Source organism: Arthrobacter sp. E1SS-5 (genome assembly GCF_057073715.1).
Genome location: NZ_CP172703.1, coordinates 2,988,897 through 3,004,681, shown reverse-complemented (window position 1 = coordinate 3,004,681; position 15,785 = coordinate 2,988,897). Strand labels below are relative to the sequence as shown.

Here is a 15,785-nt window from a genome sequence, read left to right as displayed (position 1 = left end):
AACAAATGAGGAGCACGATGGAAGTCTGGCCTGGAAATGCCTACCCGCTGGGAGCTACCTTTGACGGCACCGGCACCAATTTCGCCCTGTTCAGCGAACGGGCAGAGCGGGTTGAACTCTGCCTCCTGGCCGATGACCTGACCGAGACCCGGATCGAGCTGACCGAGGTGGACGGCTACGTGTGGCACTGCTACCTGCCGCACATCCAGCCCGGCCAGAAGTACGGCTACCGCGTGCACGGACCCTACGATCCCGCAAGCGGCAACCGCTTCAACCCCAACAAGCTCCTGCTGGACCCCTACGCCAAGGCCATCCAGGGGCAGATCGACTGGGATCCCGCGCTCTTCTCCTACGAGTTTGGCGACCCCGATTCCCGCAACGACGCCGACTCTGCGCCGCACACCATGCACGGCGTTGTCATCAACCCGTTCTTCGAGTGGGACGGCGACCGCCAGCTGAAGATCCCGTACCACCAGTCGGTTATCTACGAAGCCCACGTCAAGGGCCTCACCCAGCTGCACCCGGAGATCCCCGAAGAGCAGCGCGGCACCTACGCAGGCGTGGCACACCCCGCCGTAATTGAGCACCTGAAGAAGGTGGGCGCCACCGCCATCGAGCTCATGCCGGTCCACCAGTTCGTCAACGACGGCACCCTGGTGGAAAAGGGCCTCAACAACTACTGGGGCTACAACACCATCGGCTTCTTCGCGCCGCAGAACACCTACAGCGCCACCGGCGACGTGGGGCACCAGGTCCAGGAATTCAAGGCCATGGTCCGCGACCTGCACCGCGCCGGCATCGAAGTGATCCTCGACGTCGTCTACAACCACACTGCCGAAGGCAACCACCTGGGCCCCACGCTGTCCTTCAAGGGCATCGACAACCAGGCCTACTACCGCCTGGTGGACAACGACTGCAAGCACTACATGGACTACACCGGCACCGGCAACTCGCTGAACGTCCGCCACCCGCACTCCCTGCAGCTGCTCATGGATTCCCTGCGCTACTGGGTCACCGAGATGCACGTGGACGGTTTCCGCTTCGACCTCGCCTCCACGCTGGCCCGTGAGTTCTACGACGTGGACAAGCTCTCCACCTTCTTCGAACTCATCCAGCAGGACCCCGTAGTTTCCCAGGTCAAGCTGATCGCCGAGCCATGGGACGTTGGCCCGGGCGGCTACCAAGTGGGCAACTTCCCGCCGCAGTGGACGGAATGGAACGGCAAGTTCCGCGACACCGTCCGCGACTTCTGGCGCGGCGAGCCCTCCACCCTGGGCGAGTTTGCGTCCCGCCTCACCGGCTCCGCCGACCTGTACGAAAGCTCCGCCCGCCGCCCGGTGGCGTCAATCAACTTCGTCACCGCCCACGACGGCTTCACCATGCGGGACCTGGTGTCCTACAACGAGAAGCACAACGACGCCAACGGCGAAGGCAACAACGACGGCGAATCGCACAACCGCTCTTGGAACTGCGGCGTGGAAGGCGATACGGACGACGAGAAGGTGTTGGCATTGCGCGCCCGCCAGCAGCGCAACTTCATCGGTACGCTGCTGCTCTCCCAGGGCGTTCCCATGCTGCTGCACGGGGATGAACTCGGCCGCACGCAGCAGGGCAACAACAACACCTACTGCCAGGACTCCGAGCTCAGCTGGATCCACTGGGAGGCCATGGACCAGCCGCTGGTGGAGTTCACCGCCTTCGTGAACAAGCTGCGCCACGACCACCCCACGTTCCGCCGCAGCCGCTTCTTCGACGGCCGCCCGGTCCGCCGTGGCGAAGGCGAGAAGCTGCCGGACATCGTCTGGCTGAAGACCGACGGCACCGAAATGCTGCCGGAGGACTGGGGGAGCGGCTTTGGCCGGACCATCGGCGTGTTCTACAACGGTGACGGCATCCAGGAACAGGATTCCCGCGGCCGCCGGATCACCGATGACAGCTTCATCATGGCCTTCAACGCCCACGACGACGCTGTGGATTTCTGCCTTCCGTCCGAGGAGTACTCGCAGTACTGGGAGGTCCAGTTCGACACCGCCGCCCAGGCAGACGACTACGAGCCGCTCAAGGCCGGTGCCACGCTGAAGCTGGACGCGAAGTCCATGGTGGTCCTGCGCGCCTACTCCGGCCCGGAGGAAGAGGTTGACTACTCCGCAGCCGCCTCGATCGCGTCCATGGCCGAGCAGGAGGAAGCCCAGGAGGAGATGGTGGAAGCCCAGACCAAGGCGGCAGAAGCAAGCGAGGCAAGGGCAACGGGCGCGGACGAGGAAGCCAAGGCATGAAGACCCCGGTCTCCACTTACCGCCTCCAGATCCGCAGCAGCTTCACCCTCTTCGACGCCGCCGACAAGGTCCCCTACCTGAAGGACCTCGGCGTCGACTGGGTGTACCTGTCGCCCATCCTCACCGCGGAGAAGGGCTCGGACCACGGCTACGACGTGACCGATCCATCCGCCGTGGACCCGGACCGCGGCGGCGCGGAGGGCCTGTTGGCCCTGTCCAAGGCGGCCCGCGAACACGGCATGGGCGTCCTGGTGGACATCGTGCCCAACCACGTCGGTGTGGCCACTCCCGTGCAGAACCCCTGGTGGTGGTCACTGCTCAAGGAAGGCCGCGAGTCACCCTATGCGGAAGCGTTCGACGTCGACTGGGACCTGGGCGCCGGAAAGGTCCGGCTGCCCATGCTCGGCTCGGACGACGACCTGGACAAGCTGGAGGTCAAGGACGGCGAGCTCCGCTACTACGACCACCGGTTCCCGCTGGCCGAGGGCACGTACAGCGAAGGTGACTCCCCGCAGGACGTGCACAGCCGCCAGCACTACCAGCTGATGGACTGGCGCCGCGCCGACGCCGAGCTCAACTACCGGCGCTTCTTCGCGGTCACCACACTGGCCGGCATCCGGGTGGAGGAGCCGTCGGTCTTCGAAAAGGCCCATGCCGAGGTGGGCCGCTGGTTCACCGAGGGCCTGGTGGACGGGCTCCGCGTGGACCACCCGGACGGCTTGGCCGATCCCGCCGGCTACCTCCGCTGGCTCAAGGACCTCAGCGGCGGCGCGTACGTCCTGGTGGAAAAGATCCTGGAACCGGGCGAAGTGCTGCCGCAGGACTTTGCCTGCGAAGGCACCACCGGCTATGACGCGCTGGCTGACGTGGACCGGGTCTTCGTTGACCCGGCGGGGCAGCAGGCGCTGGACGCGCTGGATGCTTCCCTGCGGGGTACCTCCGAGCCCGCCGACTACGCCGAGATGATCCGCGGCACCAAGCGCATGATCGCTGACGGCATCCTGCGCTCCGAGGTGCTGCGGCTGGCACGGCTGGTCCCCGAATCCCACGGGCTCAGCGTTGACCAGGCAGCGGACGCCATCGCGGAGATCATCGCGTCCTTCCCGGTCTACCGGTCCTACCTGCCGGTGGGCGCCGACGTCCTCAAGGAGGCGTGCGAGTCCGCCGCTGCCCACCGGCCGGACCTGGAAGTGGCCGTAGGAACCCTCCTTCCGCTGCTCCTGGATCCTGCCAATCCCATCGCCATCCGGTTCCAGCAGACCTCCGGCATGGTCATGGCCAAGGGCGTGGAGGACACCGCGTTCTACCGCTACACCCGCCTGGGCACCCTGACCGAGGTGGGCGCCGAACCCACCGAGTTCGCAGTGTCCCCGGAGGAATTCCACCAGCGGATGGAGCGCCGCCAGCAGGAGCTGCCGCTCTCCATGACCACGCTGTCCACCCACGACACCAAGCGCAGCGAGGACGCCCGGGCACGGATCTCGGTTATCGCCGAGCTGCCGGAGGAATGGGCGGAAACACTGGCGGAACTGCGGAAACTGGCGCCGGTCCCGGACGGACCATACGAGAACCTGCTGTGGCAGGCGATCGTCGGTGCCTGGCCGGCAAGCCGGGAACGGCTGCAGGGCTACGCCGAAAAGGCGGCCCGGGAGGCCGGCAACTCCACCAAGTGGACCGACCCCAACGAGGACTTCGAGTCCAAGGTGAAGGCCGCCGTCGACGCGGTCTTCGACGACGCCGAGGTCGCCAAGGTGGTCACGGACTTCGTGGACCGGATCGACGCCTTCTCCGCAGCCAACTCGGTCTCCGCCAAGCTGGTCCAGCTGACCATGCCCGGCGTGCCGGACGTCTACCAGGGCAGCGAGTTCTGGGAACGCTCGCTCACGGACCCGGACAACCGCCGGCCCGTGGACTTTGGTGCACGTCAGGACGAACTGGCAAAGCTCGACGCCGGTGCGTTGCCGGACGCGGGCACCGAGGCCAGCAAGCTTCTGGTCACCTCGCGGGCACTGCGCCTGCGCCGGGACCGGCCGGAGCTGTTCCAGGGATACACGCCCGTGACCGCCGCCGGCGCCGCCGCAGAGCACCTGCTCGCGTTCAGCCGCGGAACCGACGCTTCCTCCGGCGCCCTCACGCTGGCCACCCGGCTCCCTGCCGGGCTGCAGGCCGGCGGCGGATGGCGGGATACCGCCGTCGACCTTTCCACTGCCATGCGCGACGAACTCACCGGGGCCAGCTACGGACCCGGCCAGGTTTCGGTCGCGGAGGTGCTGGGTACCTACCCGGTGGCCCTGCTGGCACCTGTGGATGGAGAAAAGGCATGACCCTGGTCAACGTTGGATCCGAACGCTTCGATGTGTGGGCCCCGGACGCTTCGTCGGTGGTGTTGTTGGCCGACGGCCGGCAATACCCCATGCAGAAGAAGGACACCGCGCCGGGATCCGAAGGATGGTGGACGGCGCCCGACGCCCCCGCGGATGGGGACGTGGACTACGGCTACCTGCTGGACGGGGACACCACCCCTATTCCGGATCCGCGGTCCCGGCGGCTCCCGGACGGCGTCCACAAGCAGTCCCGCACCTATGATCCTTCCGCCTACGCCTGGCAGGATTCCGGCTGGCGCGGCAAGGAACTGCAGGGGGCGGTCATCTACGAGCTCCACGTGGGCACTTTCACACCCGAAGGAACCCTCGACGCAGCGGCGGAGAAGCTGGGCTACCTGGTGGACCTGGGCATCGACTTCATCGAACTGCTGCCGGTCAACGGCTTCAACGGCACCCACAACTGGGGATACGACGGCGTCCAGTGGTACACCGTGCATGAAGGCTACGGTGGGCCCGCTGCCTACCAGCGGTTTGTCGACGCCGCCCACGGCGCAGGCCTCGGCGTCATCCAGGACGTGGTGTACAACCACCTGGGGCCCAGCGGAAACTACCTCCCCAAGTTCGGCCCGTACCTGAAGCAGGGCGACGCCAACACCTGGGGCGACTCGGTGAACCTGGACGGGCCCGGCTCCGACGTGGTGCGGGAATACATCCTGGACAACGCCGCCCTGTGGCTGCGCGACTACCACGTGGACGGGCTCCGGCTCGATGCCGTGCACGCGCTGCGGGACGAGCGGGCCGTGCACATCCTGGAGGACCTGGGAGCCCTGGGCGACGCCGTTTCGGCTGAGACCGGGCTGCCCAAGACCCTCATCGCGGAATCGGACCTCAACAACCCGCGCCTGATCTATCCCCGGGACGTCAACGGGTACGGGTTGGAAGGGCAGTGGAGCGACGATTTCCACCATGCGGTGCACGTCAGTGTCAGCGGCGAAACCACGGGCTACTACTCGGACTTTGAGTCTCTTGCGGTACTGGCCAAGGTGCTGAAGGACGGGTTCCTGCACGACGGCAGCTACTCCAGCTTCCGCGGCCGGCACCACGGCCGGCCCATCAACGCCTCGCTGGCACACCCGGCTGCACTGGTGGTCTGCAACCAGAACCACGACCAGATCGGCAACCGGGCCACGGGGGACAGGCTCTCGCAGTCGCTGTCCTATGGGCAGCTGGCCGTGGCCGCGGTGCTCACGCTGACCTCACCGTTCACGCCCATGCTGTTCATGGGTGAGGAATACGGGGCCTCCACGCCGTGGCAGTTCTTCACCTCGCACCCCGAACCGGAGCTCGGAAAGGCCACCGCGGAAGGGCGCATCAAGGAATTCGAGCGCATGGGGTGGGATCCCGCCGTCGTGCCTGACCCGCAAAACCCGGAAACCTTCCGCAGGTCCAAGCTGGACTGGTCCGAGGCTTCCACCGGTGACCACGCGCGGCTGCTGGAGCTGTACAAGTCGCTGACGGCGCTGCGCCGTTCACATCCGGAGGTGGCGGGTCTCGGCTTTGGTGAGACGGAGGTTTCGTTCGACGACGACGCCGGCTGGCTGCGCTTCCGGCGCGGCTCCGTTGAGGTGCTGGTGAACCTGACGGACGCCAAGGTCCGGCTGGACGATGTGGCCGGCGACCTCCTCCTGGCCACGGACGACGGGAACGCCTTGGACAGCGGGTCCCTCGCCCTGGCGCCGTGGAGTGCGGCGATCCTCAAGTCCTGAATCCGAAGTTACGCCGGGGGCATGCGCGCCCGGCGTAACTTTTTCTCTTAGCGCTAACAACCTCCCGTGTAGCGCGGGTCACAACTGGCAGGATGGAACGTATGACGTACATTGCAGCGGACAACCGCTACGAATCCATGCCCTACCGCCGGGTGGGCCGCAGCGGCCTCAAGCTCCCGGCCATCTCCCTGGGCCTGTGGCACAACTTCGGCGACGACAAGCGCTTCGAGGAACAGCGCGACATCCTCCGCCGTGCCTTCGACCTCGGCGTGAACCACTTCGACCTCGCCAACAACTACGGGCCGCCGGACGGGTCCGCCGAAACGAACTTTGGCCGGCACCTGCGGGACGACTTCAAGCCCTACCGCGACGAGCTGGTCATCTCCACCAAGGCCGGCTACTACATGTGGCCCGGTCCCTACGGTGAATGGGGATCCCGCAAATACCTGATCTCCAGCCTGGACCAGTCGCTGCAGCGCATGGGCCTGGACTATGTGGACATCTTCTACAGCCACCGCCCCGATCCCGAAACTCCCATGGAGGAAACCATGGGCGCCCTGGACTACGCCGTCCGCTCCGGCAAGGCCCTGTACGCCGGCATCTCCTCCTACACGCCGGAGCAGACCCTCGAGGCCGCCCGGATCCTCAAGGAACTCGGCACACCGCTGCTGATCCACCAGCCCAGCTACTCCATGCTCAACCGCTGGACCGAAGACGGATCGCCCAACCTGTACGAGGTGCTGGACCAGGTGGGCGCCGGATCCATCGCGTTCTCGCCCCTGGCACAGGGAATGCTCACGGACCGCTACCTCCACGGCATTCCCGCCGACTCGCGTGCAGCCAAGGCCCGCTTCCTCTCCGAAGAGTCCATCACCGAGGAGAAACTGGACCGGGTCCGCGGGCTGCGGAAGATCGCCGAAGGCCGCGGACAGACACTGGCCCAGATGGCCATCGCCTGGATCCTGCGTGACCAGCCCAAGGGCTCGCCCGTCACGTCAGCGTTGATCGGCGCCTCCAGCGTCCGGCAGTTGGAGGACAGCCTGTCCGCCATCAACAACCTCGGCTTCTCTGATGACGAACTGACCGCCATCGACGAATTCGCGGTGGAGTCGGACATTAACCTCTGGAAGCAGAACGCCTAACGGGCTTAGTTTTCATTACACAGCGGGGCCGGCGGAACAACTGCCGGTCCCGCTGTGTTGGGTAGTATGAAAAGGCGCCGCGCGGCGCCAAGCCAGCCGGCCGCCGTCGTCCATTCCATGGCGGCAAACCAGGCAGGCTGACGTTTGTCCCCAAAGGAGTTCTGTGTCTTCACATCCCATTCGTGTTGCAATCGTTGGCGTGGGCAACTGCGCCGCCTCGCTGGTGCAGGGCGTCCAGTACTACAAGGACGCCGATCCCGCGGATACTGTTCCGGGCCTCATGCATGTTGAGTTTGGCCCGTACCACGTGGGTGATGTTGAGTTCGTCGCCGCGTTTGACGTGGACGGCAAGAAGGTCGGCGTTGACCTTTCAGATGCCATCTCGGCGAGCGAGAACAACACCATCAAGATCGCCGACGTTCCCCCCACCGGTGTCACGGTCCAGCGCGGCCACACCCTGGACGGCCTGGGCAAGTACTACCTGGAGACCATCGAGCAGTCCACCGAAGAGCCCGTGGACGTGGTGCAGGCCCTGAAGGACGCCAAAGTTGACGTCATGGTCTGCTACCTGCCGGTCGGTTCGCAGGAGGCTGCCGAGTTCTACGCCCAGGCAGCGATTGACGCCGGCGTTGCCTTCGTGAACGCCCTGCCGGTCTTCATCGCCGGGACCAAGGAGTGGGCCGACAAGTTCACCGCCGCCGGTGTGCCCATCGTGGGCGATGACATCAAGAGCCAGATCGGCGCCACCATCACCCACCGCGTCATGGCCAAGCTGTTCGAGGACCGGGGCGTGACCCTGGACCGGACCTACCAGCTGAACGTCGGCGGCAACATGGACTTCAAGAACATGCTGGAACGTGACCGGCTGGAGTCCAAGAAGATCTCCAAGACCCAGGCCGTGACCTCCAACGTTGAGGCCGAACTCGCTGCCAAGGACGTGCACATCGGCCCGTCCGACTACGTCCAGTGGCTCGATGACCGCAAGTGGGCGTTCGTGCGCCTCGAAGGCCGGAACTTCGGCGACGCCCCGGTGTCGCTGGAGTACAAGCTGGAGGTGTGGGATTCCCCGAACTCCGCCGGCGTGATCATCGATGCTATCCGGGCCGCCAAGATCGGCCTGGACCGTGGCATCGGCGGCCCGCTGCTGTCGGCGTCGAGCTACTTCATGAAGTCCCCGCCGGAGCAGTTCAACGACGACCTCGCCCGCGAAAAGGTCGAAGCCTTCATCCGCGGCGACGTGGAGCGCTAACCTTTACGCGCCGCTTTAGGACGCTCCTTCACACGTCCGGGTGGGGGAGCGTTCACCGTTAACACGCCCGCTCACCCTTTTCCGGCTTTTCAAGGACGCGCCATCACGTCCTGCGTATTCTCCCGAAATGCGCCATCACTTCCCGTCCCCTGAGGAGCGTAAACCAGGCGGCTGCGTCTTGGAGGTGGTGGTGTTTTGTTCACCCGTTTCCAGCAAAACCGGCCAAGTAGGAATGGTCAATCCACGCCGTACGAAGGTGCCGTTTGATTGCCGCTATAGCTCGTTGAAAACCGTCCGTGGCATCGTCCTTGGTGAATACCAGAACCGTCCACCCAGCTGATTCGAAGGCTTTGTCGCGCCGTCGATCACTCAGTCGCTGAGCCTCAAGAAGATGGTGACCGCCGTCGTACTGGACTGCAAGGCGCCGGTGACGGTAGCCCAGGTCGGCAGTAGGGGAAGCTGCATCATTCGGTCGAAGTGCGATTTGCAGGTCAGGTTCTGGCAGGTTCGCGTCAAGCATGGCCAGCCGCAGCATCGATTCCGGTGCCGAATCAGCGCCGACCCTCATCAACTCCAACGCTTCCCGGGCACGCACGACCCCCTGAAGATTAGGGTGTCGGCTGACCAAAGCGCTGAGACCCTCCAATGTGTCAAAGGGCTGTGACCTGGCTTCAAACTCCGCTCGGGGGATGCGAATGATTTGGTCTCCAAGGCAGACCAGCTCAGCCAGCGACAGCCGCCGGGCCAAGTCGAGCCAGGTTCGGGAACGGGTGCTGATGCGGATACCGTCGACAGTTTCGATTTCGTCTGCACTTGTTATGACCTTATGGGCAACCACACCTTTCCGGCGCACCTGCGGTAAGTGCTTCGGTTTGCTCATATGCAGTTCAGTTGAGTCCGACAGCCACGCGGGGAGCAGTTGGCAGTGCAAACGTGCAGCTGTGACGTGTGAAATCCACGCGCCTGGCGAAACTTCGGAGAGGACCCGTGCCGCGGCTTCCAATTCGAAGCTCCAAGTTGACGGGCGGTACAACCGCCGGCTGACGTGGACCACGTCATCCTTCCGCAGCCGCTTCGCTGACACACCGGCAGTCACCGCCGAGTCGTATGTGAACGGGGAGCTTGCCAGGGACCGCGGTAGATCAGCGCGCTTATGCATGCTGGCATTCTGGCGTAGAAGGCTAGACCACTGCAGAAGTTATCCACAGGAACAGTCCTGGATGGTTCCAAGATGGTCGGGCGTTGGTGGAAAGTAGGCGGGAGGTGATCGGGCGTTGGTGGAAGTAGGCAGGATGTGATGGGGCGTTGGGCTAGGTGAGGCCTATGGGGTTGCCTTCCGCGTCCACATCCATCCGCAGGGCGGCGGGGAGGGCGGGGAGGCCCGGCATGGTCATCACCGCACCGGTCAGGGCCACGATGAAGCCCGCGCCGGTCTTCGGCAGCAGGTCCCGGACGTGGATGGTGAATCCCTTGGGCGCGCCGAGGCGGGAGGCGTCGTCCGTGAACGAGTACTGGGTCTTGGCCATGCAGACCGGCAGGGAGCCCCAGCCGTTCCGCTCGATATCGGCCAACCGCTTCAGCGCCGGAACGGAGAAGTCCACGCCGTCGGCGCCGTAGATCTCCTGGGCGATAGTGCGGATCTTGTCCTCCACAGGCAGCTCCAGCGGATATAGATGCCGGAAACTGCTGGGCGTCTCCAATGCCTGGGCCACCAATGCCGCGAGCTCGTCACCGCCATCGCCCCCGCCGCCACGGCCCCACACGTCGGCAACGGCCGCCCGTACCCCCTCCGCCGCGCACCACGCCAGCAGCCAGTCGAGTTCCTCGGGCGAATCGGACGAGAACTGATTGATGGCCACCACCGGCGTGACCCCGAACTTCTCCACGTTGCGCACATGCCTGCGCAGGTTGACCACGCCCGCCTCAAGGGCAGCAACATCCGGGCGGGTCAACTGGTCCTTCGCCACCCCGCCCTGCATCTTCAGGGCACGCACGGTAGCCACCACCACGACGGCGGACGGGGCCAGGCCGCCGTACCGCGCCTTGATGTCCATGAACTTCTCGGCCCCCAGGTCCGCCCCGAAGCCGGCCTCCGTCACCACGATGTCCGCCAGCCGCCGGGCGGTCTGGGTGGCAATCAGCGAGTTGCAGCCGTGCGCGATGTTCGCGAAGGGGCCGCCGTGCACCAAGGCCGGCGTACCCGCGATGGTCTGCACCAGGTTCGGCTTGACCGCCTCCTTCAGGAGCAGCGTTAGAGCCCCTTCGACACCCAAGTCCGCTACCGTCACGGGTTTCCGGTCGTAGGTGTAACCGAACGTGATGCGCCCCAGCCGGGCGCGGAGGTCCGCCAGGTCCGTGGCGAGGCAGAAAACGGCCATGATCTCCGACGCCACCGTGATGTCGAACCCGTCCTGGCGCGGCACGCCCTGCGTCGGCCCGCCCAGGCCAATGACCACCTCCCGCAGGGACCGGTCGTTCATGTCCAGGACGCGCTTGAACGTCATCCGGCGCGGATCGATGTTCAGCGCGTTGCCCTGGTAAATATGGTTGTCCACCAGCGCCATCAATGCGTTGTTGGCCGACGTGATTGCGTGGAAGTCCCCGGTGAAATGCAGGTTGATCTCGTCCATGGGCAGCACCTGCGAATAACCCCCGCCGGTGGCACCGCCCTTCATGCCCAGGACCGGACCCAGCGACGGCTCCCGGAGGGCAATCATCACCTTGTGTCCGGCCCGCGCCAGCGAGTCCGCCAGCCCAACGGTGGTGGTGGATTTGCCCTCGCCCGCCGGGGTGGGGGACATGGCCGAGACCAACACCACCTTGCCGTGCGGAGCGGGGGCAGCGAGGCGGCCCGGATCGATCTTCGCCTTGTACCGCCCGTACATCTCCAGGGCGTCGGCGTTGATCCCGGCGGCTGCTGCGATGTCCCCAATGGGCTGGATCCGGGCAGCACGTGCTATTTCAAGATCAGAAGGAAACGCTGACATCCTTGTCCTTTCCTGCACCGGCCCGCGCCGGAGACCTGCCCCTAAGCTAACAGGAGCAGGGCGGAGGACGAAGGAACGTTAGGAAGCGGGAACCACCGGGGCCAGGCGGCGGACCACAAAGTTGTCGACGGCGGCATGGTAGCTTTCCAGCGTGATGGCGGCAGTGCGCTGCCAGCCGGAGTTCTGCGCGCGGATGGCGGCGGCCCGCCCCAGGTCCTCGCGGGTGGCGGGGTCGTCGTACAGGGCCTCCAGTGCATCGGCCCAGTCGGCAGCGTGGTGGCCGTCCACCAGGAGCCCGGTGCGGCCGTGGAAGATCGCACGGGACAGCCCGCCCACGCGGGTGGCCACCACCGGCGTGCCGCAGGCCTGGGCCTCAAGGGCCACCAGCCCGAAGGATTCGCTGAAGGACGGCATCACCACAACGTCGGCCGCGCGGAACCAGGACGCAAGCTCGGGTGCCTTGACGGGCGGAAGCTGCGTGACGACGTCGTCCATTCCTGCCTCCTTAATCAGGCAGCGGAGGTTGAATTCCTTGTTGCCGCTCAGTGCGCCCAGGATGGTGACGCGCAGGTCGATGTCCGGGCGGCGTTTCCGCAGCAGCGCGGCGGCCTTGACCAGCACCTGCGGACCTTTCAGCCGCTGGATCCGGCCGGCGAAGACCAAGTGGAAGGTGTCGGGGCTGACGCCGTGCTCCGCCCTGGACCGTGCCCGGAACGCCGGGGTGAACGTGGCGAGGTCCACGCCGGGCGGCGCGATATCGATGCGGTCGTAGGTGGCCCCGTAGTGGGATACGAGCTCGGCGGCCTCGGAGCTGGTGTTGGCGATGAGCCTGGACGCACCCTCCACAATGCAGTGCTCGCCCAGCTCACGCCGCCGCGGCTCCGGCTGCTCGCCGGACTCCAACAGCAGGTTCTTGACCTTGGCCATGGTGTGCATGGTGTGCACCAGCGGCACGCCCCACAGCTGGGACAGCTCCAACCCGGCGATCCCTGACACCCAGTAGTGCGAATGAATCACGTCATAGCGCCCGTGTGGCTGGCGCCGGCGGATCTGCTCGATCTCCGCCACCATGGCGTGCAGCAGCCCGGGCAGCTCCTCCTTGGGGATCTTCCTGGGCGGCCCGGCCAGCACGTTGTGCACGCACACACCGGGATCGGGATGCTCGACGGCGGGCTGGTCAACGGAAGTGGCGCGTGTAAAGATCTCCACCTCAACACCCGCCTCGGCCAGCGCGGACGCCAGCTCGCGGATGTAGACGTTCATTCCGCCGGCATCACCCGAACCGGGCTGTTCCATGGGGGAGGTGTGGAGGGAGAGCAAAGCGACCCTACGGATCAGTGCCATGGAACCTCCTTCCGGGCGCCGGCGCGTGTGAGCGGAGCCGGTTCAGTGCGCATTCGGTAAAACACTACTCCTTCCCGTAACGCCCACCGCCCTCCCACATCTTCCCCACATCCGGAAATTCCTGTTCGTAGCCGGCCAGGAGCCTGGCGGCCAGGTCCGCAGAATCCACCAGCGGATGCCGGGCGAAGGCCGCAAGTGCGGCCGCACGGTCCCCGGTTGTGGCGGCCTGGACCGTGAGCCTTTCCACCTCCTTGACCCGCTGGAGCAGCTCGAGCTGCGCGCCGGCGGGCAGCTGCTGCGGCTGCGGAACGGCGCCTGCGGTGGTGACAGTGCAGGGGACTTCGACGACGGCGTCCGCGGGAAGGCCGGGAATGGCGGGTTGGGAAGGGCTTGGGCCGGCCGGGGCCGGTTCAGGTGCCCGCGTTTCCGGATGAGCCAAGGGCGGCAGTGCGTTCCGGGTATTGAGGATCAGCTGGGCCTCCCCACCACCGGCCAGGGCGCGCATGGCGGCCAGCGCCACCCGTTCATACCCGCCACCCGCCAGGTCTTCCTCGGTCCGGCGCTCGCCGTCACTCCGCGCCTCTGCCAGGTACCCCTCCTCCCGCGACCGCCGGGCCTCCTCCCACAGCCGGAAGGCATGGGGCCCTGCAGTGGCCAGCCGCGGATACAGCTCCTGCTGCTGGCTGTGGATGGTTTCACCGCGGGTCTGCGCCATGGCCTGCATTGCCCGCCGGGCAGGGCCCTGCTGGTAGTAGTAATACAGGTACTCGTTGGGCAGCAGTCCAAGCGCGGCCAGGAACGGCTGCGGGAAGAGCCTGCCCTCCTCGAACGTCTGCAGGGCACCGGCGTCCGCCAACAGGCCAGGCAGCACATCCCTCCCACCGGACTCCAGCCGGTACAGCCAGCCCAAGTGGTTCAACCCGTAGTAGCCCACGCCGTCGAGCCGTCCCTCAGCCAAGGGGACGCCGGCAGCACGGGCGGCCCGCTGCACCAGACCGCCCGCCGAGTCGCAGATCCCCACGACCTGGTTGCCCAGGACAGGGAGGAGCGCCTCCGTAACCATGCCGGCCGGATTGGTGAAGTTGACCAGCCAGGCGTCCGGGCAGTGCTCCCGCATCAGCCGGGCAAAGCCGAGCATGTGCGGAATGGTCCGGAGGGCGTAGGAAATCCCGCCGGCGCCGGTGGTTTCCTGCCCCAGCAGCCCAAGGTTCTGGGCCACCTTCTCATCGGCGATCCGCCCGGCCGTGCCGCCCGGGCGGATCGCCGCGAACACCATGTCGGTACCAACAACGGCGTCCACAAGATCCGTAGTTGCACGCACGGGAAGCAGCCCACCCTGGCTCGCGGGCATGCTCTGCAGCACCGAGGTGACGGCCTGCAGGCGGCCGGGATCGATGTCGTACAGCACCAGCTCGGTGACCAGCCCGGAAAAGGGCCCGGACACTAAAGCCCGGTATATGAGCGGCACCCGGAAACCCCCGCCGCCGGCAATCATCAGCCGCATGCATGAAGTCTAGGACCGGCCTCTGACAACGTGTCCAGACTGTTCCAAAGCCCCTACCGCAGCACGGCGGTGCGGCGTATTCTGCGCTCTATGGACGCGATGCCAGCCCGCCCCTTCGATCCGCTGGCTGCCGTCCGATCGCACGCCGAGCCGGGGTTCGACCTCCTGCTCGCCGGGACCGTTTTCCAGGACATCATCTTCACGGGACTGCCGCACGGGCCCGAACCAGGCACGGAGATTTGGAGCGACGGCATGGGCAGCTGCCCCGGCGGGGTGGCGAACCAGGCCATCGCCGCCGCCAGGCTGGGGCTCCGCACCGGGCTTGCGGCGGCTTTCGGGGATGACGGATACGGGGACTTCAACTGGAAGATCCTCTCCGGCCAGGAGCACGTGGACCTCAGCCTGTCCCGCCGCGTTCCGGGCTGGCACTCGCCTGTTACCGTGTCCCTCTGCGTCGATCAGGACCGTTCCCTGGTGACCCACGGTCACTCCGCCCCGGTGACAAACTCCGAACTGATCGGAGACCCACCCAACGCGCTCGCCGGCATCGCGGAGGTGGGCCTGGAGATGGAACCGTGGGCCCGGGCTGCGCATTCGGCCGGAGTAAAGCTGTTCGGGGACGTGGGCTGGGACCCCAGCGGGGAATGGGCGCCGGTGCGGCTGGACAACCTGCAGTACTTTTACGCCTTCCTGCCCAACCAACGCGAGGCCATGGCCTTCACCGGCAAGGACAGCCCGTGGAATGCCCTTTACGCACTGGCGGACCGTGTTCCCGTGGCGGTGGTGACCCTCGGAGCGCAGGGTGCCATGGCAGTGGACTCGGAAACAGGGGAGGAGGAGTGGGTCCCGTCGCTTCCGGTCAAGGCCCATGACCCCACGGGAGCTGGTGACTGCTTTGACGCGGCGTTCATCGTGGGCACCCTCGCCGGCTGGCCGCTGGGGGACAGGCTGCGGTTCGCCAACCTTTGCGCATCGCTGGCCGTGCAGCAGGTGGGCGGATCCCTGGCAGCACCGGGCTGGGGGGACATCGCCGACTGGTGGAAACGCGCCAACGCCCGGCCGGAACGGCAGACCAGCCAATGGCTGCGGCGCTTCGGGTTCCTGGCTGACATCATCGAGGACGTGCCGCTGGCGGCCCAGCGCAGGGCAGCAGCCACGATCGCGCACCTGTCCGATGCCTAAGCAGTGCTGGA

Annotated in this window: 10 protein-coding genes; 6 read left to right on the top strand and 4 right to left on the bottom strand. The window is 66.3% G+C overall.

From position 1 onward, the window contains the following. The first annotated feature begins 17 nt into the window (after positions 1–17). The 5 genes from glgX (at position 18) to ACIGJD_RS13855 (ending at position 8,757) form a co-directional block, all read left to right on the top strand. Complete coding sequence (glgX, locus tag ACIGJD_RS13875) at positions 18–2,276, top strand: glycogen debranching protein GlgX (protein ID WP_483686684.1); 2,259 nt, start codon at positions 18–20, stop codon at positions 2,274–2,276. Next, complete coding sequence (treY, locus tag ACIGJD_RS13870) at positions 2,273–4,600, top strand: malto-oligosyltrehalose synthase (RefSeq protein ID WP_483686683.1); 2,328 nt, start codon at positions 2,273–2,275, stop codon at positions 4,598–4,600. The genes glgX and treY overlap by 4 nt, the downstream gene beginning before the upstream one ends. Further along, complete coding sequence (treZ, locus tag ACIGJD_RS13865) at positions 4,597–6,366, top strand: malto-oligosyltrehalose trehalohydrolase (protein ID WP_483686682.1); 1,770 nt, start codon at positions 4,597–4,599, stop codon at positions 6,364–6,366. Before treY ends, treZ begins: the two co-directional genes overlap by 4 nt. Before the next feature lie 101 nt (positions 6,367–6,467). Beyond that, positions 6,468–7,508 carry an L-glyceraldehyde 3-phosphate reductase gene (mgrA, locus tag ACIGJD_RS13860; RefSeq protein ID WP_483686681.1) on the top strand — a complete coding sequence of 347 codons (1,041 nt, stop codon included), beginning with the start codon at positions 6,468–6,470 and terminating at the stop codon, positions 7,506–7,508. A 163-nt stretch (positions 7,509–7,671) separates the two neighbouring features. Beyond that, positions 7,672–8,757, top strand: coding sequence for an inositol-3-phosphate synthase (locus ACIGJD_RS13855; protein ID WP_142133131.1), 1,086 nt, complete (start codon positions 7,672–7,674; stop codon positions 8,755–8,757). A 199-nt stretch (positions 8,758–8,956) separates the two neighbouring features. Here the strand turns inward: ACIGJD_RS13855 and ACIGJD_RS13850 are convergent, their stop codons facing one another. The 4 genes from ACIGJD_RS13850 to ACIGJD_RS13835 form a co-directional block, all read right to left on the bottom strand. Beyond that, positions 8,957–9,811, bottom strand: a complete 855-nt coding sequence (locus ACIGJD_RS13850) for an endonuclease domain-containing protein (RefSeq protein WP_483686680.1) — start codon at positions 9,809–9,811, stop codon at positions 8,957–8,959. Positions 9,812–10,067: 256 nt separating this feature from the next. Beyond that, positions 10,068–11,744 (bottom strand): formate--tetrahydrofolate ligase, encoded by a 1,677-nt coding sequence (locus tag ACIGJD_RS13845; protein ID WP_483686679.1) that lies wholly within the window; start codon positions 11,742–11,744, stop codon positions 10,068–10,070. A gap of 78 nt (positions 11,745–11,822) precedes the next feature. Then, the gene (mshA, locus tag ACIGJD_RS13840; protein WP_483686678.1) at positions 11,823–13,088 is read right to left on the bottom strand and encodes a D-inositol-3-phosphate glycosyltransferase; all 1,266 of its coding nucleotides are present in this window, start codon (positions 13,086–13,088) and stop codon (positions 11,823–11,825) included. A gap of 64 nt (positions 13,089–13,152) precedes the next feature. After that, complete coding sequence (locus ACIGJD_RS13835; RefSeq protein WP_483686677.1) at positions 13,153–14,592, bottom strand: family 4 glycosyl hydrolase; 1,440 nt, start codon at positions 14,590–14,592, stop codon at positions 13,153–13,155. Between the two features lie 90 nt (positions 14,593–14,682). Here ACIGJD_RS13835 and ACIGJD_RS13830 point away from each other — a divergent pair, with 90 nt between their 5' ends. Continuing rightward, positions 14,683–15,774, top strand: coding sequence for a carbohydrate kinase family protein (locus tag ACIGJD_RS13830; RefSeq protein ID WP_483686676.1), 1,092 nt, complete (start codon positions 14,683–14,685; stop codon positions 15,772–15,774). Positions 15,775–15,785: the final 11 nt, after the last annotated feature.

Bases quoted from the DNA above. Each gene is read 5' to 3' on its own strand.
- glgX (WP_483686684.1), top strand. From the start codon at position 18: ATGGAAGTCTGGCCTGGAAATGCCTACCCGCTGGGAGCTACCTTTGAC.
- treY (WP_483686683.1), top strand. From the start codon at position 2,273: ATGAAGACCCCGGTCTCCACTTACCGCCTCCAGATCCGCAGCAGCTTC.
- treZ (WP_483686682.1), top strand. From the start codon at position 4,597: ATGACCCTGGTCAACGTTGGATCCGAACGCTTCGATGTGTGGGCCCCG.
- mgrA (WP_483686681.1), top strand. From the start codon at position 6,468: ATGACGTACATTGCAGCGGACAACCGCTACGAATCCATGCCCTACCGC.
- ACIGJD_RS13845 (WP_483686679.1), bottom strand. From the start codon at position 11,744: ATGTCAGCGTTTCCTTCTGATCTTGAAATAGCACGTGCTGCCCGGATC.
- mshA (WP_483686678.1), bottom strand. From the start codon at position 13,088: ATGGCACTGATCCGTAGGGTCGCTTTGCTCTCCCTCCACACCTCCCCC.
- ACIGJD_RS13835 (WP_483686677.1), bottom strand. From the start codon at position 14,592: ATGCGGCTGATGATTGCCGGCGGCGGGGGTTTCCGGGTGCCGCTCATA.
- ACIGJD_RS13830 (WP_483686676.1), top strand. From the start codon at position 14,683: ATGGACGCGATGCCAGCCCGCCCCTTCGATCCGCTGGCTGCCGTCCGA.